This is a genomic window from Gammaproteobacteria bacterium (assembly GCA_015709615.1).
Lineage (GTDB): Bacteria > Pseudomonadota > Gammaproteobacteria > Burkholderiales > Nitrosomonadaceae > Nitrosomonas.
Genome location: CP054179.1, coordinates 795,861 through 820,497 on the forward strand (window position 1 = coordinate 795,861; position 24,637 = coordinate 820,497).

At 42.1% G+C, this 24,637-nt stretch carries 18 protein-coding genes and 2 pseudogenes; 13 read left to right on the plus strand and 7 right to left on the minus strand.

What is annotated here, in order from left to right; translation table 11 throughout:
* Positions 1-45: 45 nt before the first annotated feature.
* The gene (locus tag HRU77_03860) at positions 46-1,209 is read left to right on the plus strand and encodes an integrase arm-type DNA-binding domain-containing protein (protein ID QOJ19905.1); all 1,164 of its coding nucleotides are present in this window, start codon (positions 46-48) and stop codon (positions 1,207-1,209) included.
* A gap of 573 nt (positions 1,210-1,782) precedes the next feature.
* Here HRU77_03860 and HRU77_03865 read toward each other — a convergent pair.
* The 7 genes from HRU77_03865 to HRU77_03895 all read right to left on the minus strand — a co-directional run bounded on the left by HRU77_03865 (position 1,783) and on the right by HRU77_03895 (position 12,187).
* A complete protein-coding gene (locus tag HRU77_03865; protein ID QOJ19906.1) occupies positions 1,783-4,383 on the minus strand; it encodes a hypothetical protein in 2,601 nt (866 codons plus the stop codon).
* A gap of 154 nt (positions 4,384-4,537) precedes the next feature.
* Entirely contained in the window at positions 4,538-5,359 is an 822-nt protein-coding gene (locus HRU77_03870; GenBank protein ID QOJ19907.1) for an ATP-binding protein, read from the minus strand.
* Positions 5,352-6,878, minus strand: coding sequence for an IS21 family transposase (locus tag HRU77_03875; GenBank protein ID QOJ19908.1), 1,527 nt, complete (start codon positions 6,876-6,878; stop codon positions 5,352-5,354). The genes HRU77_03870 and HRU77_03875 overlap by 8 nt, the downstream gene beginning before the upstream one ends.
* 276 nt (positions 6,879-7,154) lie before the next feature.
* Positions 7,155-7,976: an ATP-binding protein gene (locus HRU77_03880; GenBank protein QOJ19909.1), complete on the minus strand. Its 822-nt coding sequence runs from the start codon at positions 7,974-7,976 to the stop codon at positions 7,155-7,157.
* Positions 7,969-9,495 carry an IS21 family transposase gene (locus HRU77_03885; GenBank protein QOJ19910.1) on the minus strand — a complete coding sequence of 509 codons (1,527 nt, stop codon included), beginning with the start codon at positions 9,493-9,495 and terminating at the stop codon, positions 7,969-7,971. The genes HRU77_03880 and HRU77_03885 overlap by 8 nt, the downstream gene beginning before the upstream one ends.
* A gap of 116 nt (positions 9,496-9,611) precedes the next feature.
* Positions 9,612-10,619, minus strand: coding sequence for a restriction endonuclease subunit S (locus HRU77_03890; GenBank protein QOJ19911.1), 1,008 nt, complete (start codon positions 10,617-10,619; stop codon positions 9,612-9,614).
* A complete protein-coding gene (locus HRU77_03895; GenBank protein QOJ19912.1) occupies positions 10,616-12,187 on the minus strand; it encodes an SAM-dependent DNA methyltransferase in 1,572 nt (523 codons plus the stop codon). Before HRU77_03895 ends, HRU77_03890 begins: the two co-directional genes overlap by 4 nt.
* Positions 12,188-12,672: 485 nt before the next feature.
* On the opposite strand from HRU77_03895, the gene HRU77_03900 reads away from it, so the two are divergent.
* The 12 genes and pseudogenes from HRU77_03900 (at position 12,673) to HRU77_03955 (ending at position 24,517) form a co-directional block, all read left to right on the plus strand.
* On the plus strand, positions 12,673-12,999 hold the full coding sequence (locus tag HRU77_03900; GenBank protein QOJ19913.1) for a hypothetical protein: 327 nt from the start codon (positions 12,673-12,675) through the stop codon (positions 12,997-12,999).
* 178 nt (positions 13,000-13,177) lie between these two features.
* Positions 13,178-14,146 (plus strand): DUF932 domain-containing protein, encoded by a 969-nt coding sequence (locus tag HRU77_03905; protein QOJ19914.1) that lies wholly within the window; start codon positions 13,178-13,180, stop codon positions 14,144-14,146.
* A 158-nt stretch (positions 14,147-14,304) separates the two neighbouring features.
* Positions 14,305-15,312, plus strand: a complete 1,008-nt coding sequence (locus HRU77_03910; GenBank protein QOJ19915.1) for a YqaJ viral recombinase family protein — start codon at positions 14,305-14,307, stop codon at positions 15,310-15,312.
* A gap of 37 nt (positions 15,313-15,349) precedes the next feature.
* Complete coding sequence (locus HRU77_03915) at positions 15,350-16,273, plus strand: hydrolase or metal-binding protein (GenBank protein ID QOJ19916.1); 924 nt, start codon at positions 15,350-15,352, stop codon at positions 16,271-16,273.
* Between the two features lie 859 nt (positions 16,274-17,132).
* On the plus strand, positions 17,133-17,375 hold the full coding sequence (locus HRU77_03920; protein ID QOJ19917.1) for an AlpA family phage regulatory protein: 243 nt from the start codon (positions 17,133-17,135) through the stop codon (positions 17,373-17,375).
* A 362-nt stretch (positions 17,376-17,737) separates the two neighbouring features.
* On the plus strand, positions 17,738-18,940 hold the full coding sequence (locus HRU77_03925) for an inovirus-type Gp2 protein (GenBank protein ID QOJ19918.1): 1,203 nt from the start codon (positions 17,738-17,740) through the stop codon (positions 18,938-18,940).
* 204 nt (positions 18,941-19,144) lie between these two features.
* On the plus strand, positions 19,145-20,257 hold the full coding sequence (locus HRU77_03930) for a 50S ribosome-binding GTPase (protein QOJ19919.1): 1,113 nt from the start codon (positions 19,145-19,147) through the stop codon (positions 20,255-20,257).
* Between the two features lie 5 nt (positions 20,258-20,262).
* Positions 20,263-21,342, plus strand: a complete 1,080-nt coding sequence (locus HRU77_03935) for a GTPase domain-containing protein (protein QOJ19920.1) — start codon at positions 20,263-20,265, stop codon at positions 21,340-21,342.
* Positions 21,343-22,355: 1,013 nt separating this feature from the next.
* Positions 22,356-22,460, plus strand: coding sequence for a DUF4102 domain-containing protein (locus tag HRU77_03940; GenBank protein ID QOJ19921.1), 105 nt, complete (start codon positions 22,356-22,358; stop codon positions 22,458-22,460).
* Positions 22,461-22,502: 42 nt separating this feature from the next.
* A pseudogene (locus HRU77_03945) lies at positions 22,503-23,315 on the plus strand (transposase family protein).
* Between the two features lie 9 nt (positions 23,316-23,324).
* Positions 23,325-23,603, plus strand: a pseudogene (locus tag HRU77_03950) (transposase).
* Positions 23,604-23,830: 227 nt separating this feature from the next.
* Positions 23,831-24,517, plus strand: a complete 687-nt coding sequence (locus tag HRU77_03955) for a macrocin O-methyltransferase (protein QOJ19922.1) — start codon at positions 23,831-23,833, stop codon at positions 24,515-24,517.
* Positions 24,518-24,637 lie beyond the last annotated feature (120 nt).

A 24,637-nucleotide genomic window follows, 5' to 3' on the forward strand; every position in this document is an offset into this window, starting at 1 on the left:
TATAATGTCATCCAACTTTTCGGGAAAGACGGATGGCAAGACGAGATGGCAAAGGAAGTCAAAAGACTAAAAGCAGTACAAATCAATTCTCTCCCACCCGGCACTCACTCGGACGGTGATAATCTGCTTTTACGGGTAAGAGATTCCGGTTCTCGCAGTTGGGTATTCCGATATAAGCAAAATGGCCGAGCTATCGAGCTTGGATTAGGCTCAACAACGGATAGAACGCTAGCTGAGGCCCGTGAAATCGCCGGTAACATGCGGCGCGCAATCGCAAATGGCCAATCTCCTAAAGAAGTATTGCGAATAGAAAAGCCTAGCAAGACCTTCGCTGACTATGCGCTCGAATGCATAGAACATAAAAAAACTGGATGGCGGAACAGCAAGCACGAGGCCCAATGGAGAAACACGCTTATGCAATATGCGTTTCCATTCATTGGCGATAAATCCATCATAAATATTGGCGTGGATGATGTTAAAGCCGTGCTTAACCCAATCTGGAAAGATAAGACGGAAACCGCATCAAGGGTAAGACAGCGAATAGAAGTAGTGCTGGATTACGCTTTTCTTCATGAAAATATAGATAAGAGCAACCCCGCTCGATGGAAAGGTTGTTTAGACCACATATTTCCAGCACCGAAGAAAGTAACTCCTGTCGTTCATTTTAATGCGATTCCCTATGGCAAGTTGATTGAAGTCATGGAAGCATTGCGTGCAAAAGACGAAACCAGCATGAGCGCTTATTGCGTTAGATGGATAGCTCTGACTGCTTGCAGAAGTTCAGAAGCACGCGGCATGACTTGGGGTGAAATCGATAAGACCACAAAAACATGGACAATTCCAGCCAACCGAATGAAATCGGGTCGAATGCACCGTGTGCCGTTAAGCCGTGAGTGCCTGGAAATAGTGACTTTATTGGAAAAATATAAATCAGGGAATGATGATCATGTGTTTGGCCGGAAACTCAGCGACGTGGCCATTAGTAAAATGCTCAAAAGCGTTTCTTACCCTGAAGCTACCATACATGGCCTACGAAGTTCATTTCGTGATTGGTGTGGCGACAAAACCAATTTTTCACGGGAAGTTTGCGAAGCGGCATTAGCTCATGTGATCGAGAACCAAACAGAAGCTGCTTACCGAAGAAGTGATTTATTTGAAAAACGACGTGAGTTAATGACGAAGTGGGGAGAATATATCGATAAACTGTAGTAATTCAGACGACCTGTTGAAAAAGCTGGTTCTATGTCAAGGCTGGTTTATGTAGAAAAAATTGGGGCATGTGCCTAAAGTATTTCAGATAATTTTGTGCGCTCAATATTTCTTTTCTGGGATACAGGTATGTATTTTAGAAGAATATGGGGATATTAATCAATACCATAAAGCAGTACGGCCAGCGTTTGATGCGCTGTGGAATGCAGCTGGATACTCAAAATCACTATGCTTTGATGAAAGTGGTTTATGGGTCGGCAGGAAATAACGTTCAACAATATGAAGCAACCAGGACAAAGAAATTCGCGTTAGGAATCGGTTAGCGCGCCCTTTCAAGCTTTTTATTTTTTTGTCAGCAGTATCTTGCGTAATATCAATGAGAACTTCATCGCTTAATGGATTTATTACGCGTGTATCGAATGTGCCAATAAAGATTATTGAGTTTTGCTAACATAACAAATAAAACAAAATTATCGAAAGTAATCTCTTATCATGCAGTAATAATGAATTTAATTTACCCTAAAATATTTAGGGTTTCTATTTTGTAGGCGTTTTTTAAAAAAAATTACTTCATTATGGCTGACCAGAGATGGTCAGCCGAGCCCCGGAAAACAACTCTGTTAATTCGGGGCAGATACCTTTTGATGAAAGTCGCGATACAACTTCTTTCAAAATGCTATGAGTATCGTCTCTGCCATGATGATGAAGAGCCTCAATTAGCATTTTTAACCTACTAAAATAATGCAAATTCTTCTTGCTATGCTTTACCAAAGATAATAAGGATTGCGCAGTTAAAAATGGAAATCTTTCCGCTTGTCCGACAAGACTATCTATAATTGAAAATTGATAAGAGGATTGATCGTTTAGCTCAAATAACGTCATGAATTCGCACAGATACCTTAGAGACCATTCAGGATCGAATTTTACTAAAGAAGGGAAAAGAACAAAGAAACCAGTAAGCTCAGAGGTTCTATCGGAAGCAAAATTTGTTTTTCCAAGCTCCTCGTATCTCCAATCTATCAGCTCCTTAATTTTATAAAACGCATTAACAGGACAATCGTCTTTTTTAAGCTGATAATCCGCTTTGCTTAAGAACGCGCGTTTCAATGGTAAGGATCCATGAACAAAAATAAAATTAGTAAGACTATCCGCTTTGCAATTTTGCTCATCTAACTGGCAGTAAAAGAAACTAATATGTTTTGCTATTCCTTTTTCAATTGAAAAATCATCTCGTTCGTAAGGATTGGATAAATATTCCTCAGTGCTGACATGCCGAATTGCATTTCGATATATATCATCAAGAAAATCGTTGCAAATAAAACGTTGTTCCATCACGCCAGCTATAAAGGCTTCCCAAAGTTCATTAGGATAATTATTCAGCACAATATTTTTAAGATTGCAAACGAACCATTTTTCATCCAGTGCATGGAGAAGGTATATTTTCTGTCCAAGTTTAAAACAAAATGAGGCACTTGCATTCACACGTACAGAACTCAGGATATACGACTTGAAAGCATCTATATCTTCACGCGACCGAATATCTTTCCATTTTGTATCCGGGGTTAAATAACAGTCTAAAAAACAGCCAAAAGCCTCTACAAATGGAGTATTAAGAGCATGCAGAGCTAATTCGTGGAATCTGTTTACTCTTGTTGAGGAAAGTATTGCAGAACTAATTGATTTATCGTTAATAATTTTATCTAGCGCTTTGAAAGCAAAGCCATTTAATCTTAAATAACAATCAGGAGAACTATATATTTTTCTGAATATTCTACAAACACTCTGTGAAAAATTGCGTCGGTTTTGTTCTGAAGAAAAATCATACCTGTTTTCAATAAACTCATTTATTAAAGCTAAATAAGCTTTTTCAAACACAGTATCTGAAACAAAATCTGCTTGGGTAAAAGAGCATATAAGATTTGCGCAATCATCATTTTCTAGCTTCATGAAAACTTCTAAACATTCAACAAACTCTTTAGGTCTTTGCTTGATTTGACGCTCTACACATTGCCTTAAACCTATCCTGGATGGCGATTCATTAAAATAATCATCGACGACAGGACCTTCATATTTCCGAAGTCTTTCTAAAACATCAATAGCAGTCAAAGAAGAAAGCTCTTCTTCTGAGTAGGGACTAACATGGTTAGATCTTATTGCTTGTGACTCTCCTCTATTGCGTCTATTTTCTTCATAATCAGCTAACTTGTTATGTAAATCAATTCTGTAACTATCATAAGTTTGCTGTTCATCATATGTTTCTAAGATTTTAAGTATTAACGCATCAATGATATGCCAGTTTTTCTCCTTGTTACCTTCAGAAAGCATTATCACAATCTCTTCTAATGTTGCATTACTCGATGACATTAAATTTTTGATCGAAAGGAAGAGTTTAGAAACATACATTAGAGCAAGGCCATCATTTTCGACTTCATCGTCAAAAACATGTGTCCAATACATAGTATTATATTTCTCGTGATGATTATCTTCGTATGTAAGCGAAAGTCCCTCAAGCGCTCTATCATGTAATAATCGAAGAATATCTTTATGGTTAAAACCACTTAATACAGTTAATAGGCTGTCATAAAAGTAAAAATCTGTATTGTTTCCAATATATGTATCTTTAAAATAAGGATTAAATTTTTCATCAAATATCACTTTTTCAGAGATTTCTAATAGATTTTCCTTAAAGCCAGCCTCATTGAATTTTATGAGTAAACCAGAAATCATATCCCCCATTAGGTATAGTCCTTCGCTATTTAAGGCAGACATAATGCGAGGCATCAATTCTGAAGATAGTTGAGCTGGTAACTTTGCAGCAAGATCCAATAAATCAATATTTACTCGCGCATTCTTAGTTTCTGGAATACAGAATGCAATATCAGCAACTTGCTTTAAGGTTTTATAATCATTACTTTCTTCAACAATGCGGATCAAAAAATCTAACGGTGGCCATGGTTGAGTAATCACGTAACCGTCATCGCTAGCATATTTGTATGGTACATCTTCAAAAACATTTTTACTTTTTAGCATGGGCAACCAAGCAGAAAAGTTTTCGATCTCCTTAAAAAAATGATCTCTTAAGTGACGATTATTTGGTATCTCTTGCAGAACCACCTTACAATTATCTGCTGTTGGATTTTTTGCAAGTTGTTTCAGCTGTCCGAAGTAATCCAAAAATATGTCAATGGCGGAGTAAAAGGGTACCAAATAGCGCGCGAAGAGTGTACCAGTTAGGTTAATAAAAAGAGGGATTTAACCTCTGGTTTTGCGCCTCTGATTTTTTATTTCTTGGGTTTCAGTAAAGGCGCAGTGTTTCCCCTAAAATCTTTTATATTGGTCTGGCATCCTCCTTTTCTATAGGCTTGGTTTGTACTGTCTGCTTTTGCCGTTTCTTGCTTGCGGCCAGGCGATACGATTCTCCATTCATTTCCAGAATATGAACATGATGGGTTAAGCGATCCAACAGCGCACCGGTCAATCGTTCTGATCCCAACACACTGGTCCACTCATCAAATGGTAAATTCGATGTGACTAAAGTGGATCCATGTTCATATCGACGGCTGAATACTTCGAATAAGAGCTCTGAACCAATTGCAGTAAATGGCACATAACCCAGTTCGTCGATGATCAGCAATTTGACGTTGGTCAATTGCTTTTGCAAGGTACGTAATCGCTTTTCATCGCGCGCCTCCATTAACTCATGCACCAGCGCTGCAGCTGTCGTGAATAAAACGCTCATGCCTTTTTGGCAGGCAGCCAGCCCTAAAGCCAATGCGATATGAGTCTTGCCAACGCCTGATGGGCCCAACGCAATGATGTTCTCGCGCTTATCGATCCATTCACAGCGCATCAACTCCAGTATCAATGATTTATTCAGTCCAGGTATTGCAGCAAAGTCGAACGTATCCAGGCTTTTAATTACTGGGAATTTCGCCTGACGTATGCGCCGCTCGGTATTCCGCCGTTCACGATCAATGCATTCCAGTTCGCATAGTCGCAATAAATAGCGTGCATAATCAACATCCTCACGTGCGCATTCGAGTCCCACCTTTTCATATTCACGTGCAAAGGTTGGTAACTTTAGGGTCTTGAAGTGATTGATCAGCAAGACTTGCGGCGCGACCGTGGTGGGAATAGAGGTATCAGTCATAACGCACCTCCGTAGATTGGCTTGACTTGAATCCTTGCAGCAAGCTTAAATACGATCGTGGTTCAGTGGATTTCACGCTGGCACGGGGTAAATAGGGATAGAGCATCAAATCGAGCTTGGCAGGTCGTTGCTCTATCGCGCACAGAATCAAATGCTTGATGGCATCAAAACCAATTGTACCGAACCCCATCGCTTGTTTGATTGCCTGCTCAACTTGCGCTAGGCTAAAATTCTCCAGCAACCGCAAAATCTGGATATATTCCTTGCGGCCACGGCGTTCCATGCGGACTTCCAACACGCGACGCAGCCGATCGAATACTTCAGGTAGTACCCAATCTTGCAAGGGTGCCGCTTGATCGAGCGCACGCGGTTTCTGCTCTAACAATGCCAGGTAGTGCAAGGGGTTGTATATGAATTCTTCCCGACCGTAGCTGCGCGCATGACGTGCAATCGTATCTGTGCCCAGGCAAATCTCTACGCGATCCACATAGCCCTTCACCAGTACCTCCCAGTGACCGTATTGAGTAGGCACCGAGTAATCGTTGCTTCGATAACGCACGAGCGATAATGAAGATACACGCGTGGAAATCTTATGGCAGGCATCAAAAGCAACTGCAGGTAAAGCCATCAATGCAGCCGTATCGCGTTTCATGCGCTCAGCGATGGTTTCAGTTTGACCCCGCAACTTGGCCTGTTGGCGCTTGATGCACCCATCCAACAATTTTGCATTCAGGGCATTAAAATCAGCAGCAATGGGTAGCGGCACCATGAAGTGGCGGCGACTGTAACCAACCATGCCCTCAACTTTCCCCTTGTCGTTGCCTTTGGCCGGTCGCCCAAACTTGTCTTCAAACAGATAGTGGCTCTGCAGCTCGCTGAATGCCTTGGTACGCTGGCGTTTGCCATCGCCCAGTATCTTGGCCACCGCAATCTTGGTGTTGTCGTACAGGATCGATTGCGGTATCCCACCCAAAAATGCAAAGGCAGCAACATGCCCATCCAGAAAGGATTCGGTATCTTCAGTTGGATAGGCTTTGACAAAGCAACCATCCGAATGCGGCATATCAAGGCAGAAATAATGGAATCGAACCAGTTTGCCACCAATATAGCCATCGGCTTCACCAAAGTCTACCTGGGCATGGCCAGGCAAGTGCACTAACGGCATGAACATTTCCTTCTGCCGAATTGCAGCCTTGTTAACATAGTTACGTACGATGGTATAACCACCAGTAAAGCCGTGTTCTTCACGCAACCGCTCCAATATCCGTATCGCAGTATGGCGCTGCTTAACATGCACTTGTTTGTCAGCTTCCAAAATAGCATCAATGATGCCAGTGAAAGGAGCAAGCTTGGGAGATACGGGTTCGCGCTTGCGCCGATAACCCGGCGGTGCAGCGTATTGACACATCTTCTTCACAGTCTTGCGGTGAATTCCAAAATAACGCGCAACTTCGCGCTCGCTTCTGCCTTCTACCATCACCGCACGTCGAATCTTTACATATAGTTCCACTGTATACATCCTCATCGCCTTTCACTTGATGCTAATCGCATCAGCTTACAGGCTTCAGACTGGTACACTTTTATTCCGAGATTCCCGCGAAATTCAGTGCGCCTCAGTGGTACATTTTTACTCCGCTATTTACATATGTCAATGGCGGAGTAAAAGGGTACCAAATAGCGCGCGAAGAGTGTACCAGTTAGGTTAATAAAAAGAGGGATTTAACCTCTGGTTTTGCGCCTCTGATTTTTTATTTCTTGGGTTTCAGTAAAGGCGCAGTGTTTCCCCTAAAATCTTTTATATTGGTCTGGCATCCTCCTTTTCTATAGGCTTGGTTTGTACTGTCTGCTTTTGCCGTTTCTTGCTTGCGGCCAGGCGATACGATTCTCCATTCATTTCCAGAATATGAACATGATGGGTTAAGCGATCCAACAGCGCACCGGTCAATCGTTCTGATCCCAACACACTGGTCCACTCATCAAATGGTAAATTCGATGTGACTAAAGTGGATCCATGTTCATATCGACGGCTGAATACTTCGAATAAGAGCTCTGAACCAATTGCAGTAAATGGCACATAACCCAGTTCGTCGATGATCAGCAATTTGACGTTGGTCAATTGCTTTTGCAAGGTACGTAATCGCTTTTCATCGCGCGCCTCCATTAACTCATGCACCAGCGCTGCAGCTGTCGTGAATAAAACGCTCATGCCTTTTTGGCAGGCAGCCAGCCCTAAAGCCAATGCGATATGAGTCTTGCCAACGCCTGATGGGCCCAACGCAATGATGTTCTCGCGCTTATCGATCCATTCACAGCGCATCAACTCCAGTATCAATGATTTATTCAGTCCAGGTATTGCAGCAAAGTCGAACGTATCCAGGCTTTTAATTACTGGGAATTTCGCCTGACGTATGCGCCGCTCGGTATTCCGCCGTTCACGATCAATGCATTCCAGTTCGCATAGTCGCAATAAATAGCGTGCATAATCAACATCCTCACGTGCGCATTCGAGTCCCACCTTTTCATATTCACGTGCAAAGGTTGGTAACTTTAGGGTCTTGAAGTGATTGATCAGCAAGACTTGCGGCGCGACCGTGGTGGGAATAGAGGTATCAGTCATAACGCACCTCCGTAGATTGGCTTGACTTGAATCCTTGCAGCAAGCTTAAATACGATCGTGGTTCAGTGGATTTCACGCTGGCACGGGGTAAATAGGGATAGAGCATCAAATCGAGCTTGGCAGGTCGTTGCTCTATCGCGCACAGAATCAAATGCTTGATGGCATCAAAACCAATTGTACCGAACCCCATCGCTTGTTTGATTGCCTGCTCAACTTGCGCTAGGCTAAAATTCTCCAGCAACCGCAAAATCTGGATATATTCCTTGCGGCCACGGCGTTCCATGCGGACTTCCAACACGCGACGCAGCCGATCGAATACTTCAGGTAGTACCCAATCTTGCAAGGGTGCCGCTTGATCGAGCGCACGCGGTTTCTGCTCTAACAATGCCAGGTAGTGCAAGGGGTTGTATATGAATTCTTCCCGACCGTAGCTGCGCGCATGACGTGCAATCGTATCTGTGCCCAGGCAAATCTCTACGCGATCCACATAGCCCTTCACCAGTACCTCCCAGTGACCGTATTGAGTAGGCACCGAGTAATCGTTGCTTCGATAACGCACGAGCGATAATGAAGATACACGCGTGGAAATCTTATGGCAGGCATCAAAAGCAACTGCAGGTAAAGCCATCAATGCAGCCGTATCGCGTTTCATGCGCTCAGCGATGGTTTCAGTTTGACCCCGCAACTTGGCCTGTTGGCGCTTGATGCACCCATCCAACAATTTTGCATTCAGGGCATTAAAATCAGCAGCAATGGGTAGCGGCACCATGAAGTGGCGGCGACTGTAACCAACCATGCCCTCAACTTTCCCCTTGTCGTTGCCTTTGGCCGGTCGCCCAAACTTGTCTTCAAACAGATAGTGGCTCTGCAGCTCGCTGAATGCCTTGGTACGCTGGCGTTTGCCATCGCCCAGTATCTTGGCCACCGCAATCTTGGTGTTGTCGTACAGGATCGATTGCGGTATCCCACCCAAAAATGCAAAGGCAGCAACATGCCCATCCAGAAAGGATTCGGTATCTTCAGTTGGATAGGCTTTGACAAAGCAACCATCCGAATGCGGCATATCAAGGCAGAAATAATGGAATCGAACCAGTTTGCCACCAATATAGCCATCGGCTTCACCAAAGTCTACCTGGGCATGGCCAGGCAAGTGCACTAACGGCATGAACATTTCCTTCTGCCGAATTGCAGCCTTGTTAACATAGTTACGTACGATGGTATAACCACCAGTAAAGCCGTGTTCTTCACGCAACCGCTCCAATATCCGTATCGCAGTATGGCGCTGCTTAACATGCACTTGTTTGTCAGCTTCCAAAATAGCATCAATGATGCCAGTGAAAGGAGCAAGCTTGGGAGATACGGGTTCGCGCTTGCGCCGATAACCCGGCGGTGCAGCGTATTGACACATCTTCTTCACAGTCTTGCGGTGAATTCCAAAATAACGCGCAACTTCGCGCTCGCTTCTGCCTTCTACCATCACCGCACGTCGAATCTTTACATATAGTTCCACTGTATACATCCTCATCGCCTTTCACTTGATGCTAATCGCATCAGCTTACAGGCTTCAGACTGGTACACTTTTATTCCGAGATTCCCGCGAAATTCAGTGCGCCTCAGTGGTACATTTTTACTCCGCTATTTACATTTATTTTGAAAAAAACCGCTAGATAGCATGTGCTTGATTAGCCAAGTACCATATCTCTCATTTTTCTTCCTCATTCTTATAAGAGAAGTATTCAAACATAAAGGTAAGTGGCATTTTCGAATAGTCGTTAACCTACCCAAAGTTCCAGATGTGGATATTACATGATCATTTTCCTGCAAAAGAAAGTGTTGATACTTGGCATGAACTTCTTCAGGATGAAGGTATTGTACTTTTTGTAAATCAACATCCCCATCCTTAATAACTCTGATATTTAAAAAAGGGATACCCTCATTTCGATATTGCCAATTACGCAATCCTGGCCCTTCTTTGAAATCTACTAAATCTTCAAATGGCAATAATTCCCATCCTTCAGGGAGACCATTGCTTAGATTGATTGAAACTGATTCATAACCAGGAAAACGCATACGCACAAACCACTCTTCATAGGTAATCTGCGTCATTTCTTCGAGTAGCTTGATCCGTTTTAGGTTGTTTTCGATTAGATCGTCGTATGCGGATAAAATACTTGCGATTTTTTGTTGAGTTGGCAGAGGAGGAGCAGGAATTTTCATGCTCAACAGTTTTTCTGCACTTAGATTATCCTGAGTCGCGCCCTGAGAAATTTGCTGGAACGTTTTCTGAAAAATATCAAAGTAATATTTAATATAACGTGCATCTGATTTACCCTCGTAGGGGGTAAAACCTATTACACTGTCTGGGAAACATGCAGGAATTCCCAAGATAGCTGTATCGGCAATGTTTGCAGCGATCGTAATGCATAGTGTCCCAGGCTCCCATAACTTGCTTTGTGCCAAGCCTGCTTCGCTATAAGTCTGAGTGTAGCTAGTAAGATATAAGTTAGCGGCCTTTATGTCTGCAGTTTGGACAAACGGGTATTTTCCCCCATATAGATGAGGAGCATTTCTTGGACGATGGCGAGAGCGACCTCTGCGAACTGTTCCAAGCTCATCCAGTTTGTAATACTGCCACTCCTTCATTTTGCCGCACCTCTTAGAATTTGTTGCATGAGGCTGCTGGCCTCAGAGCTCAAGCTTTCCAGTTCACTGTGAATTTCGGCAAGACGTGCATCATAATCAAACCCTTCATCAAGCTCGATGGAATAACCCACATAGCGGCCTGGTGTAAGGCTCCAATCATTTTCCTCAACTTCTGCCACATCCACAATTTTGCACAGACCTTCGACATCCTCATATTTCCCGTCGGAGAAATGTTCTTTCAGCCATGAATTGCTGGTAAATTGCTTAGAAACATCCTCACCTCGATAAGCTTTTATGATTGAGGTTAAGCCTTCCATCTGTTCGGATGAGAAGTCTCGCAGCGTAGTGTTGATCTGACGAAAAGTATTCCGTGCATCAATCATTAATATCTTGCGCATGTTTTCGGGTCGCTTACCTCGATCCAGAAACCATAAATGACAGGGTAGCGAACGGGTGTAAAAGAAGTTGTTTCCCACCGCCACGATACAATCCACTGCACCGGTTTCAATCAGCTTTTGACGGATAAGTTTCTCACTCGCCCCCGCATCGGTCGCTGAGGATGCCATGACAAATCCAGCACGGCCACTCTCATTCAAGTAATGATAAAAATATTGAATCCACAGATAGTTGCCGTTATCAGCCCTCGGAATACCCACATCCTTAAACAAGCGCTTGTCGGTTTTGACGAAATCTTTGTTCTTGTCTACTTTGTTGACGTTGAACGGCGGATTTGCCATTACGAAATCGCATTTGCCTATCAGATCGTGCGGATCGGAGTAGAAACTGTTGCTCTCGATGATTTTTCCCTCAATACCGTGTATGGCAAGGTTCATTTTGGCCAAGCGGGTATTATTGGATTTTTGCTCAGTGCCATACACCTTGATCGCTTCATTTACAGCCCGTTTGCTATGGTCTTTTATAAAATGACCAGTCTGAACAAACATACCACCTGAACCGCAGGCGGGATCATGAATAATGCCGTGATCCGGCTCGATGAAATTAACAATCAGCTGCACCAGTGATGGAGGCGTAAAGAATTCACCGCCTTCTTGAGCACCTGCACCGCTCATGGAAAACTTCATCAAGAAAAACTCATAAATACGCCCAAACACGTCCCCCTTAAGCGTTTTCACCGAATCTTTATTGAATACCCGGATCAGCTCGCGTAATAAATCGGAATCCAATTCCTGATAGTTTTTTGGCAGGATACCGGCAAGATCGGGGTAGCTGGCTTCAATCAGGCGCATGGCTTCATTGACTGCTTCGTTGACATCATCGCCCTCTGGCAGATTGGCAAGATGTTCATATTGCGATTTCTCTGGCAGCATCATTGCACCGGCAGCAAGGAAGTCAGCTTGCGTTGCAGCACGTTTACCCCGCGGCCCTTCAGGGATAGAGGCTTCGATTGCAATCTTGGCTTCTTCGTAGCGGTTTTGAGCATAACGCAGCAGAATCAGTCCCAATACAGGGTCTTTATACTCCGCTGCCGTCAGCTTAGAGTTGGCACGCAGATTATCCGCAGAATCCCAAAGCTCTTTTTCCAGTTGCTTGATTTGTTCGTTATTCATTCAATACCTAATTTTAGCGATTCTGGGGTGTAGCGTATTTCTGGCATAAATTGTAATAAAAATATCACTTACTATCCGCTTAAGTCACAGCTTTGATGCAGTGACAAACTAAAGCTGTCTGTTTATCAATGTTTTTAATCCAAGATTGAGTATTACATCTTTTGTTTCTGCTTATTACTGATGAAGTATTAAATACCGGTCTATTCCAGGCTAGGCAAGCATTCTCTCATTTTTAGCAGCCAATTCAACTGAATGTTTGTGCAAGCAAATCCCCTCCTAAAACCTTTCAGTCACATATACTTTCTTTGAAGCCACGGCAAACATCGATTTAAAGTAGTTTTGCCACAATTACCAGCTTCAATTCACCAAATTTCACTGATTCACCAGCTTCTCTCCCTGTTTTTCCCTAATAAAACCCTCTTTAATATTTTTACACCCATCGAGCATCATCAATGCTCTCTTTCTTGTTTTTTAAGGAGTTCTCTATGGCTATTCATTGCCCCAAATGCAGTTCAACCCTGATTACAGCCCGCAATATGGGCAAAAAAGTCTGTTGCGGCATCGGTATCGTCGCTGGCGGTGCTCAAGGTATTTCCAATGCACTCAAAGGTGCAAAAATCGGCGGTGAAGTCGGTGCTTTCTTCGGCCCATCCGGTGTTTTCATGGGCCGAGTTGCCGGTGCGCTGATCGGCGCCATGATCGGCGGTGTTTCCGGCGGTATGGCAGGCGCGCAAATCGGAGAAATAATAGACGACCGGGTGCTGGATAACTACGAATGCCTGCAATGCGAGTACGTTTTCAGGATCGATTGACACGCAATCATCCGACACACTTCGGTTTTAGTCGTTTTTCTGCTTTTCTGCTTTTCTGCTTTTCCGCTTTTCTCTTTTTACTCCCTTTTTCATCCACGCAAGTACCGTTCTATCGTTTTTTAGAATCGATGGCCTCGCTACGTGCATTTTCATACTTACTCATAAGGAAAAACACACAATGTCACATCTCGTTCAAAATATGGCTTATACAGGCGCAACACCCTGGCACCAGCTGGGCAACCGTTTACCCGCCAAACAACCGATCGAAGTCTGGGCGGAGAAAGCCGGGATGGATTGGAGTATCTGCGAAGCGCCAGTGCGCTACATGACGGAACAAATCGGATCATTGGGTTCATTGCGGTCGTTTGACGAACAAAAGGTGCTGTACCGCAGCGATACCAAAGCACCATTATCGGTAGTCAGTGAACGCTATCAGGTCGTTCAGCCCAAGACCATCCTGGAGTTTTATCGCGATCTCACCGAAGTATCCGGTTTTGAACTCGAAACCGCCGGAGTTCTCAAGGAAGGCAAGAAATTCTGGGCTTTGGCCCGTACCGGCAAGGAAACCAAGCTCAAAGGCGATGATGCCGTCAACGGTTACATTCTGCTTGCCACCTCCTGCGATGGCACACTGGCCACCACCGCAACACCTACCACCATTCGCGTAGTGTGCAACAACACACTAGCCATCGCGCTCAAAGGCGCCAGCAGCGCTATCAAAGTGCCGCACAGCACCAGCTTCGATGCGCAAGCCGTCAAAAAGCAACTCGGTATCGCCGTATCGCAGTGGGATAGCTTCATGTACTGCATGAAAACCCTGTCGGAGCGCAAAGTCAAAAGCCACGAATCGATGAATTACTTCCTCAAAGTGCTATGCCAAACCGATGATCACGACAATCAACCGTCCGGCCTCAAAAACGAACGGGCCTTGAAAACCGTGCAGTCGCTGTATGACGGCCACGGTAGAGGCGCGCAACTGGCATCCGCCAACGGCACGGCTTGGGGGTTGCTCTGCGCAGTCACCGAGTTTGTCGATCATGAAAAAAGAGCCAGAAGCCAAGGGCACAGACTCGATAGCGCATGGTTCGGCCAAGGTGCGAACCTGAAACAACGCGCCCTCGATTACGCGCTGCAACTGGTGGAGTAAGTTCGCTATCGGTTCATCCATCCGGTATGAAGAAACAATAAAACTCAACTATTCAACTCAGCTCAAATATCCATCTCATCCACCCCAGTCAATAGTGCATTGGCTGGGTTTTTTTCATTTTTGAAGAAAGAAAACTATCCACCTGACAGGAAAAAACCATGAGCAACTCTCTCAAACCCGAAAGAAAGATAAAAATCCAACCGGCATTGAAACTCATCAAAACCCGCGATCTCAACCGGGATCAGTGGTTAACCGTGCGCAAGAACGGTATCGGCAGTTCCGATGCGGCTGCGGCTGTCGGTCTCAATCCATACAAATCGCAACTGGAATTGTGGCTGGAAAAGACGGGCCGTGATGGCAATTTACCAAAAACCGACCCCAACGACGAATCCAGTCCGATGTACTGGGGGATTTTATTGGAACCCTTCGTTGCCGCCCAATACACCAAGCGTACCGGCAACAAGGTCAGGCGTATCAATGCGGTATTGCAACACCCTATTGAGCCTTGGATGCTGGCCAATATAGACCGGGAAGTCATTGCTGCGCCGGATGTGCAAATACTGGAATGCAAAACTACCGGCATCAACGGCGTAAAACTATGGAAAGAAGGCGTGCCGGAATATGTGCAACTCCAGGTCATGCACCAACTGGCGGTCACTGGTAAACAAGCTGCTGATGTGGCGGTACTGATTTGCGGCCAGGAATTGCAAGTACACCGTATTGAGCGGGACGAGACGATGATCGAACAATTGATCGAGTTGGAGCGGCAATTCTGGCGTTTCGTGGAACTGGATCAAGCACCGCCTGCCGATGGTTCGGAATCCGCGGAGTTAGCTTTACGAAGTCTGTATCCGCACGATAACGGCAAAACGCTCAATTTAAGCCGTGATCCGGAAATGTCACAAACATTCTCCGATTTACTGGCCGTCAGGCAATTATTAGCCAGCCAAAACCAGCTCGAATCGCAATTGAAGCAGAAAATCCAGCAACGTCTGGGTGAGGCAACCAAAGCGCTGTTTGAAAACGGCGAAGTCACCTGGAAACGCAGCAAAGACAAAACGGAACTGGATACTGACCGGCTGCTCAAAGACCACCCTGATTTGCTGCAACGCTATTGCTTGACCAAGTCTGGTTCACGGCGCTTTCTGATTCATGAATCAACCTAAATTCCCCTAAACCTAATTGCTATCTAAAGGAACCATCATGCTCAAAGGACTTGTATTAACACCTCCGGTAATTGGCCGGATAACCATCGGTAAAGTCGTAGAAAAGAACGGTAAACGATTGCCTGAGAAAGACGACGAATTCACGATTACCAGCCAAATACAAAACAAGGACGGCTGGGTCAATCATCCATTGAACGAAATCCTGCGTAAAGAACACGGCAGCAAATTGCGCAATATTCCGGTAAGGCTGCTGTTTAACGATCCTGATCTGAATTTACGCGCCAATTACACGTTGTTCGACCGGCAAACCGGCAGACCTGTCTGTGTTGGCGATGGTGAAACATGCCGCCGGGCAACCAATACCGGTATTCAATCATTTCCTTGTCCAGCGCCGGAATCGTGCGAGCTGGCTAAGGGCGGCAACTGCAAACCTTATGGCCGATTGAATGTTCGTATCGACGATGAGGATGAATTGAGCAGCTTTGTATTTCGCACCACTGGATTTAACAGTATCCGCACGCTATCGACTAGATTGCGTTACTTTGCTGCGGCATCGGGAGAATTACTGTCGACATTGCCACTGGAACTTCGCCTGCGCGGCAAATCGACCACTCAATCGCATCGCGCACCGATCTATTACGTAGATTTAACGATCAGGACAGGTATGACGATGGCTGAATCCATCGCCAAAGCCAAAACACTGGCCGATGAACGAAAAGCATCAGGTTTCGATCAAGTTGCTTTGGATGAAGCGGCTAAATTGGGGTTTGAGAATGGAGCGTTCGAGGATTCCGAGGAAGAAGGCGTTGCCGTGGTTGAGGAGTTTTATCTTGACGATACTGGTGCTATACCACTTCGTAATCCAGACAATCAAGAAAAGAAATCTGATTTAATGGCAAAATTGAATCAGAAAGCAAAACGTATTAATAATACTAAAAATTGCGAAGAACAAGAGATGTAACTCATCAAGCATTATCTTAATTAGTCCTAGCCAATAATGAATTCACTATTCAAAATTGGCTAATTGCATACTACCATTGACAGCGATACCAATCTCTAACGAACCCCACTTATAACCCTAAATACTATCCCCTTGTCTATAGTTTTTTGAGCAAAATTTATTGTAACCAATTTGCTACTTTAACTAACAGTAATGCATGAAAATCGCTGTGAAAACTTAATTTAGAAGCTGTACCAAATTAATTCACATGATGTACAGAATTGAACGATATTCAATACTAATCATAGGATTAGAGTTCAATAATTTTAAACCTAAGAATAATACGCAGGGTTAATGATAAATTTCTAAGACAGAAATTAATTGTGGCGTTTCTGACTGATTTAGTATCCCTATAACAGTTAAATTTATTTTGGCATAGCAAAAAAGCGCAAATGCTCAAATCAAGCTTCAGTACTCTATTTTGTTAAGTTGCTCTTGAACATTTTTAAAGATTTTGATATCTTAAAAAAGACAATTGCGCAATTGTTCGTTTCACTTTTTTATTTTTTTAAAAACAGGAGTTGCCTATTCGATAAACGTTTTTCTTGGATTCACCCCATCAATTTTAGGCTGTTAGTAAGGCCTATCTATAATGCGACTGCATCAACAAAGATGCATATGAGCATACATACAAGCTAGTGCACCGACAAGTCACTAAGCGATACATAGAAGCATCAAAGAAAATATATTTGATGCGGAGCGATTGAGATTCAGACTCGCTCTTTTAGATAAAAGTGGAATTTCTCCACAAATAAATTTTAGATTTTTAGTTTGTTTTTTTAAAAAGAATTTATTTATTAATTTTAACTATTGGAGGATCATGATTCTCAACAGCGAAAATATTCAATATCCAGACACAATTCTTATAAGAATCAATACGGTAAGATTAATGACGGGACTCTCTAGGAGCGCTATTTATTCACGATTGCAGCCTAGCTCTCCTTACTATGATCCTGATTTTCCTCGGCAGGTTAAACTCGCGAATGGGCGTAAAGGCGCATCGGCGTGGTCACTAAAGGAGATTGAGGACTGGATTCGCACACGTCTAAATAATCGTAAATAATAATTTTAAAGCCACCTGGATAAATTTCAGGTGGCGTAAATTAGTACATTGTTAACTTCCACGCTTAGCGGAGGAACTTAAGCGTTAAATATTACATTTTTTATTAAGCATAGGATTTTTAATAGGAGTTCTTTCAGGTTATTTATGTTATTAATATTATATTATTTATATTAATAGTGTTGATAAGTAATCTGATTTTTGGATATATGAGCTAGTTCCATCATTAGATCTATACTTCTTTGATGTATAGATTGAATGAAAGGAGATGATGATATACGTATATCTCTCCTACATTTCCAAAGAATCCCATGTTTTATTTAAAACCTTAAAATTGAGAGGTACATAAAATTATAAATAAGGCATTGATTTCGGAAGAAGAAAAAATATATTTAAATACTATCTACAATCTGGTGTCAGATCATAGTAATCCCGGGAAAACAATCCTACCTGATTATGAAAATACACACGGCAACGCGATTGAGTATGCAAGTTGTATAAAGGAATTGGATAAATTTTTAAAGCAATTTATAAAACATAATTATCGCGATATGGTCTTAAAACCCAGGTTTGATAAATATAAACGCATCATAAAATCTAAATATTCATGGCGCAGTTCTTATTTATCGAGTCTACCAAAATTTATTTTTTATGCTCGCAATCTTCCTCATGAATGTATCTACAGTGAAAGGATCGAAACTTTTTTATCTGTTTGCGATAATTATTCATTCCCGGAATATGATCAGAATATAACTGAATTCTGTCACGATCCCGACAAATACTTTCTTTTTTCTAATTGTAAAATTTCCCATAATGAAATGAGGGTAATTATTAACGGATTCTTCAGGGATTTATATGAAAAACTCCGTAATCCGAAAACAAAAAGAAAGATTCTTGATAGAGAAAGGGCTGTAGGGAAAAATTATAAAGAATGTGTCCGTCAAATCGATAAACTTTTTGCAAGATATGCGCGATTAGTGGTTTTGAGAATCGATTTTGGCTACGAAAAAGGTCAGAATGTAAATATCGAGGATCTTGCAAAAGACATTGATCATATTCACAAGAACAAACGGCATAATAAATTGTTTGATCATTTAGTGGGCTACGTTAATAAAATCGAATATGGGCTAGAAAAAGGAATGCATGCACATACACTTCTATTTTATGATGGTTCGAAGCGAAGACCTGATAGCGATATTTATTTTGCAAAAGAAATCGGTGAATATTGGGTGAATCAGATAACGAATGGTCGGGGAGTTTATTGGAACCGGAATGCAGAAAAAGCAAAATTCGAAAGGAATAATTGTTTGGGCATCGGTGATATTCATGTCTCAGATGATGTGAAAATTCAAAATTTATATGGGATTGCAGAGTATTTCTGCAAATCTGAGCAATATCTTAAACCTAGAACTCGCCGGAAAATGAAATTATTGCGTAAAAGTTTTTCGAAAGGGGTCGGAAAAAAACGAGGAGCACCTAGAGCACCTGAACCCCCTAGAACAACCCAGGTTAGCACTACAGAAGAAGAAAAGTTACTGATTCGTGCGAGTGATAAGAAAGCAGCTTGAGATGGCTATACCGTAAAATTTGATTATCAGATTAAATCATTTCATCGGGTAGGTATTACCTACCCGATTGTTCAAATGATTTTCCAAAAATTCCGGACTGGATTTTGTCCCAGCAGCATTTTACAAAAATAGTACAGATAGTAAAAACATTGCAACTGAGAAAATCCTCTAGTGGAGCTGCAGTCGAAGAATGGATAAAAGTAGATGATGATAAATGATTTTGAAGACTCTCTCAGTACTGAATTTAAAAGTTTCAAAAGGGAGGTAAAAAAACCAAATATTTTGCTCATCGGTGGAACGGGTGTTGGCAAAAGTTCTTTAATAAATTATTGTTTCGGCGAAAAGCTAGCCAGGGTCGACACGGGAAAGCCAGTAACTCAATTCATTGATTCTTTTTCTAGTGAAACAATTCCGATTGTCCTTTTTGATACTAAAGGCTATGAAGTTGGCTCTGAAAAAGAGAGAGCATTTTTAGAAGATGTTGTTCGATACGCTGCCAAGGAGTTTAGCTCGTCAGAACGTGATAATTCTATTCATCTGGTTTGGTACTGTATTCAGGCATCAGGCAGTCGTATTTTAGATTTCGACATCGATACGATTAACAGGCTTTCTGCCTACGGTATTCCTGTGGCAATCGTGCTTACAAAAGCTGAATTGATTTCAGAAAATGAGTCGATTGAGTTTAAAGAGGTAATAAAAAGCTCACTACCCAATATACTCATCTTTGAAACTAGTACAAAAAACACTCAGCAAAGATGGGATTTTGATAGTTTGTTACAGTGGTCGATTGAGAAATTACCAGAAGCTCTGAAAATTGCATTTGCATCCGCCCAAAAACAAAGTTTGAGTATTAAACGCAACCAAGCCTTAAAAATCATTAACGAACATGTTGCAGGATCTGCGCTGATTGGTTTTACTCCCATACCTGTTTCTGATGCACCGTTGCTATTAGGAAATCAGGCCGCCATGATTGCTAGAATATTATTCGTTTACAACCTTAATAACATTGTAAGTAAACTTAAAGAATCTATATTGATACCAATTATTGGGCGAATCATAACTAGTAGCGGAACTTGGATTGTTGGTCAATTATTTAAATACTTTCCCGGACTGGGGACTATTACTGGTGGACTTATAACTGCATCCGTTGCATCATCAATAACTTATGCTTTAGGTTTGTCAATTATAGAATTATGCGAAGCAATCATTAAAAAAGGGCTTGAAGGAGATATTGATGAGCTAAATAATTTCATTAACAACCTTGAGCTATTCTTTGAACAGCGTATTAAAGATAACCTTAAGAATGAACAGAGATAAGTAAAATGAATGCTAGTTATAATGTTGCTATTATAGGCCAAACAGGCGTTGGGAAAAGTACATTCATAAACTATCTCTATGGCGAAAAAGTGGCAAAAACTGGAATTGGAAAACCAGTGACTGCAAATGGATTTCATTCGATAGAAATGGAAATAAATGGTTTACCAGTTACCCTCTTTGATTCTTGGGGGCTTGAAGTTGGGAAGCATGATGCATGGCTGACAGAATTAAGCGTAGAGCTTGATAAACGAGGTATCAATCAGCCTGCCACTGAATGGTTTCATTCTGTTTTTTATTGTATTCAGGCAGGAGGAAATAGAGTCCAAGATTGTGATATAGATATTATTAAAAAATTTATCGAAAATAAATATAACGTATCTGTAATACTAACAAAATGTGATCAAGTTAGCGAAGACGACGAAAATACCATGAAGCAAACAATACAGGAATCTGTCCCAGGGATTTCAGTAATTTCTGTTTGTAGTGAAGAAAAAAAGACTCGTTCTGGCGAATCAAAGCCTTTTGGAAAAATTGAAGTAGAGAGAAAGGCATTTTCTGATTTTTTTGATTCGTTAATTATACGATTGCCACTTCGATGCAACTATGTCATGAAAAAAATAAAAAAAGAATGGCTAAATGACATTAACACCTATATCAATGACGTATCTCAGTTTAATTGGAATGATGACGAAATAAGAAACAAAATGAACGAGCGTACAGAAGTGTTATACAAAACACTCCCACTTCAAGTGAATAATGAAATCAAATCGACGATTGAAATGTATGGGGATTTTTCAAAAAAACTCGGCTATCCTCCTTTAGAAGTTGATAGCTCATTAAGTGGGGCGAATAATTTTCATAAAAAGACTGCTGACCTCGATCTCACCTGGTACCAAGTTCCAATTTTTACAGTATTGTTACCTTTTATGCTAGGTTATGCATTATTTACAGCCAAATCTCAATCACAAGCAATGTTTCTAAAAGAACTTAATATTGCAGATTCGAAAGTTGAAGAGCACATTAATTTACAAACCAGGAAAATTCAGGATAAGCTCCAAGAGTTAAAAGCAATGCTGTTATACTAGATTTTTATGTTGTCAAAACTATTCGAGCAGATGATAGCCTTAATTAGGAAGACACATTAGCTCAGTAGGTTTGCCAGGAGCATACACATTGAAGTAGCTCTGCGACGCCATACAGATCGGTACTTTTCGCGCAGCCAGTGGATAGCCGGTTACTGGAAATCATCCAATGCGGTAAGTACAAGTCGCTAATGAAACCGTAGCGCCGCTGGCTCAAGCGTTGACAGGCCAAAAACCTGCAATCGAGCCACCGAATAGATTGCTTGTCGGTTATCGTGTGATGCGTTGCACACTGTGCTATATATAGCAGGCTACACTTCTTACGCTGGCTGATAAGAACAATATGTACCGTTTGGGTCAAAAGTGGCATGATTTACCAACAAACTTTCTCTGTCATTGCTAATACTAATATTGGCAATTCTTTCTTGCAGAAGGCTGAGATTGCTACTTAGTGGTGCTTTTTTTGCAGTTATAAGATAGCAAGGGCAATTTGTGGATGATGCTACGAAATGCCTGCTACTCTGGTAACCAATCCTTTCGTAATTTCATTCAAAGCAATCAAGTGGATTGATAAAGAATGTCGGACGCCACTTATCAAGTTTTAAAAATATAGCTTGATAAGTAATGGTCTGGTTTATGTTTAGGAATTGGGTATTTTGGTGGATTCGAATCCGTGTTTGGAATTTTTTCAGCATTCCACATTCTTAGTCGAGTAATTTTATGGGAAAGACTAAAGGCAAGACATAATTCTTTTAAATATTAATTTATATCTATAAATCATTGCATTAATTACTCATATTGTCAGACTCTCTCTCCGCCAAAGATGCTCCAAACGTTGCCCAGCAACACCAAGAAATTCCTTTAGAATAAATAATATTAAGGTAATTTTGCCAATCCTTGGCAACCCTGAGCAAAGCGGGTAACATTATCGAAAAGCGGGTAAAAAAGCGAGTAAAAATTTACCCGTATTTTTGTTACCCGTTTTTTGTTTTGTTCTTCGGTATTCAGGGGATTGCATGAAACTCACCGATTTAATCATTAAAGCAGAAAAGCCAAGGGACAAACACTACAACCTGCCGGATGGCAAGGGCCTTGTCTTATGGGTACAGCCTGACGTGTAAGAATTTCTAGCGTTGTTTACAGTATTCAGGAGAATACTGTAGATGAACATACACAAACGCACTCGTTTAACATTATTGGATCGTCAGGAAATCTGGCGGCTGTATCAAACCCGGCTGTGGAAGGTAGTTCAGCTGGCAGAATACTTTCACGTCAGCCGGCCAACGATTTATGACGTACTGAAACGAGCCAGACTCCAGGAATTTACTCCGCGTAGCAGTACCAATCAGCGCTTCAAGACACTGCAGTATGGCCTCAAACGTTTGGCTAAAGTAGAGCAAACCATCCAGGAACGTCTCAAGCGCGAAGCGAAGCGCTATAACAAATCTTATCCGGGCGAGCTCGTTCACCTCGATACCAAGCGGCTTCCATTATTGAAAGGACAGTCTGCCAATAAACCTCGCGAGTACCTGTTTGTGGCCATCGATGATTTCTCCAGGGAATTGTATGCCGATATCTTCCCGATAAAACCCAGCATAGTGCAGCTTGCTTTCTCACAAGCACTGTTGCTCAATGTCCTTACCAGATCGACTATGCTTATTCTGACAACGGCAAAGAATTTAAAGGAACTGACGGCCATGCTTTTGTCAAAGCTTGCAGGCAACACGGTATCGTGTCAGAAGTTTACTCGTGTCAATCATCCTCAAACCAACGGGAAAGCTGAGCGGGTCATCCGTACCCTGATGGACATGTGGCACAGTAAGATTCACTTTAAAGACAGCGCCGATCGACGCATTCAGCTTCTCCGTTTCATTAACTTCTACAATACCGTTAAGCCTCATAAGAGTTTGAATAATGCTACCCCTTATGAAATACTCTTCGCTTATTTCAATCAACCTCTCTGTAAACAACCCTGAGATTTCTTACAGGCCAATATTGAAGCTTCTGTTGGTAGCGTCGGGGATTCTTATGACAATGCGCTGGCTGAAACAGTTAACGGACTATACAAGACCGAGGTTATCCGACATCGCGACCCTTGGCGCAATATCGACGATGTGGAGTTTGCGACCTTGGAATGGGTCGATTGGTTTAACAATCGCCGGTTACTGGAGTCGATCGGAAATATTCCGCCGGCAGAATTTGAAATGGCATATTTATCGCCAACTAAGGGAGCCAACCAATACGGTTTGACTCAAGACAAATAGTCTCCGGAAATCCCGGGGCGATTCAGAAACAGGGGGAATCTGACGGCAAAACGCTGCTAAAAAATGAATTACCGGGAATTCGTGTTCAAAAACTGGCAGTAATACCGAAAAATCTGAAAGCCGCTAATTGTTCAGCGCTTCCCTAAATATCATCTGGTTTGCGTATAATGAGTAAAGGATGCTTGTTTCTTCTATCCGATTAAACATCAAGGAGAATAGATTAAATCATGATTACAATAATACGGAACATGGTAAAAAAGATCATATTGGCTATATTGCCGGATTCCGAGCGACTTAGGTCACTGGCTTACAGACCAAAGCTTGAGACATGGCGTAAACAACATGCCGGGAGTTACCCGATATTCAACTCAAGGTATGCAATTTATGATTATATAAATAATGAGATCTTCTGTGGTAGGCCAATACAGTATTTAGAATTCGGTGTTTACAAAGGCGACACCATAAAGTATTTCTCAAACCTTAATTCTAATCCCGACTCACGATTCGTTGGATTTGATACCTTCACTGGATTACCGGAGGACTGGATAGAATTGACCAGAACGGTTAAAAGGTCAACATTTGATACGAATGGAGAGCCACCACAGTTGCACGATGTGCGCATATCTTTTGTTAAAGGGCTGTTTCAAGATACGCTCCCAGGATTCCTCGAAGCATATAGCTCTAAAGAACAGTTAGTCATTCATAACGATTCCGACTTGTATTCCTCAACTTTATATATGTTAACTCGTGCAAACAACATTATAAAACCCGGCACTATTATCATATTCGATGAGTTTTACAGCGTAATGCATGAGTTTAGAGCATTGGAAGATTACTGCGCCGCCTATATGCGTAATTATTCTGTTATTGCTGCAACACGGAATCACTTAGAGATTGCTATTAGGATGCAGTGAGTATCGCGGATGAATTGCACCGGCTCGAGCTGTCCCAAAGTTAAATTATCTTCGACAAGGCCGGAGGCTTATCGCTAGAGCCCCTTTAAAGGGGGGTGTAAATAATTGTAAATGGTTATA

Coding starts and splice junctions, on each gene's coding strand:
- HRU77_03860 (QOJ19905.1), top strand. CDS start 46: ATGGCAAAGGAAGTCAAAAGACTAAAAGCAGTACAAATCAATTCTCTC.
- HRU77_03930 (QOJ19919.1), top strand. CDS start 19,145: ATGATGATAAATGATTTTGAAGACTCTCTCAGTACTGAATTTAAAAGT.
- HRU77_03890 (QOJ19911.1), bottom strand. CDS start 10,619: ATGAAGGAGTGGCAGTATTACAAACTGGATGAGCTTGGAACAGTTCGC.
- HRU77_03905 (QOJ19914.1), top strand. CDS start 13,178: ATGTCACATCTCGTTCAAAATATGGCTTATACAGGCGCAACACCCTGG.
- HRU77_03875 (QOJ19908.1), bottom strand. CDS start 6,878: ATGTATACAGTGGAACTATATGTAAAGATTCGACGTGCGGTGATGGTA.
- HRU77_03915 (QOJ19916.1), top strand. CDS start 15,350: ATGCTCAAAGGACTTGTATTAACACCTCCGGTAATTGGCCGGATAACC.
- HRU77_03935 (QOJ19920.1), top strand. CDS start 20,263: ATGAATGCTAGTTATAATGTTGCTATTATAGGCCAAACAGGCGTTGGG.
- HRU77_03895 (QOJ19912.1), bottom strand. CDS start 12,187: ATGAATAACGAACAAATCAAGCAACTGGAAAAAGAGCTTTGGGATTCT.
- HRU77_03955 (QOJ19922.1), top strand. CDS start 23,831: ATGATTACAATAATACGGAACATGGTAAAAAAGATCATATTGGCTATA.
- HRU77_03920 (QOJ19917.1), top strand. CDS start 17,133: ATGATTCTCAACAGCGAAAATATTCAATATCCAGACACAATTCTTATA.
- HRU77_03910 (QOJ19915.1), top strand. CDS start 14,305: ATGAGCAACTCTCTCAAACCCGAAAGAAAGATAAAAATCCAACCGGCA.
- HRU77_03940 (QOJ19921.1), top strand. CDS start 22,356: ATGAAACTCACCGATTTAATCATTAAAGCAGAAAAGCCAAGGGACAAA.
- HRU77_03870 (QOJ19907.1), bottom strand. CDS start 5,359: ATGACTGATACCTCTATTCCCACCACGGTCGCGCCGCAAGTCTTGCTG.
- HRU77_03900 (QOJ19913.1), top strand. CDS start 12,673: ATGGCTATTCATTGCCCCAAATGCAGTTCAACCCTGATTACAGCCCGC.
- HRU77_03880 (QOJ19909.1), bottom strand. CDS start 7,976: ATGACTGATACCTCTATTCCCACCACGGTCGCGCCGCAAGTCTTGCTG.
- HRU77_03885 (QOJ19910.1), bottom strand. CDS start 9,495: ATGTATACAGTGGAACTATATGTAAAGATTCGACGTGCGGTGATGGTA.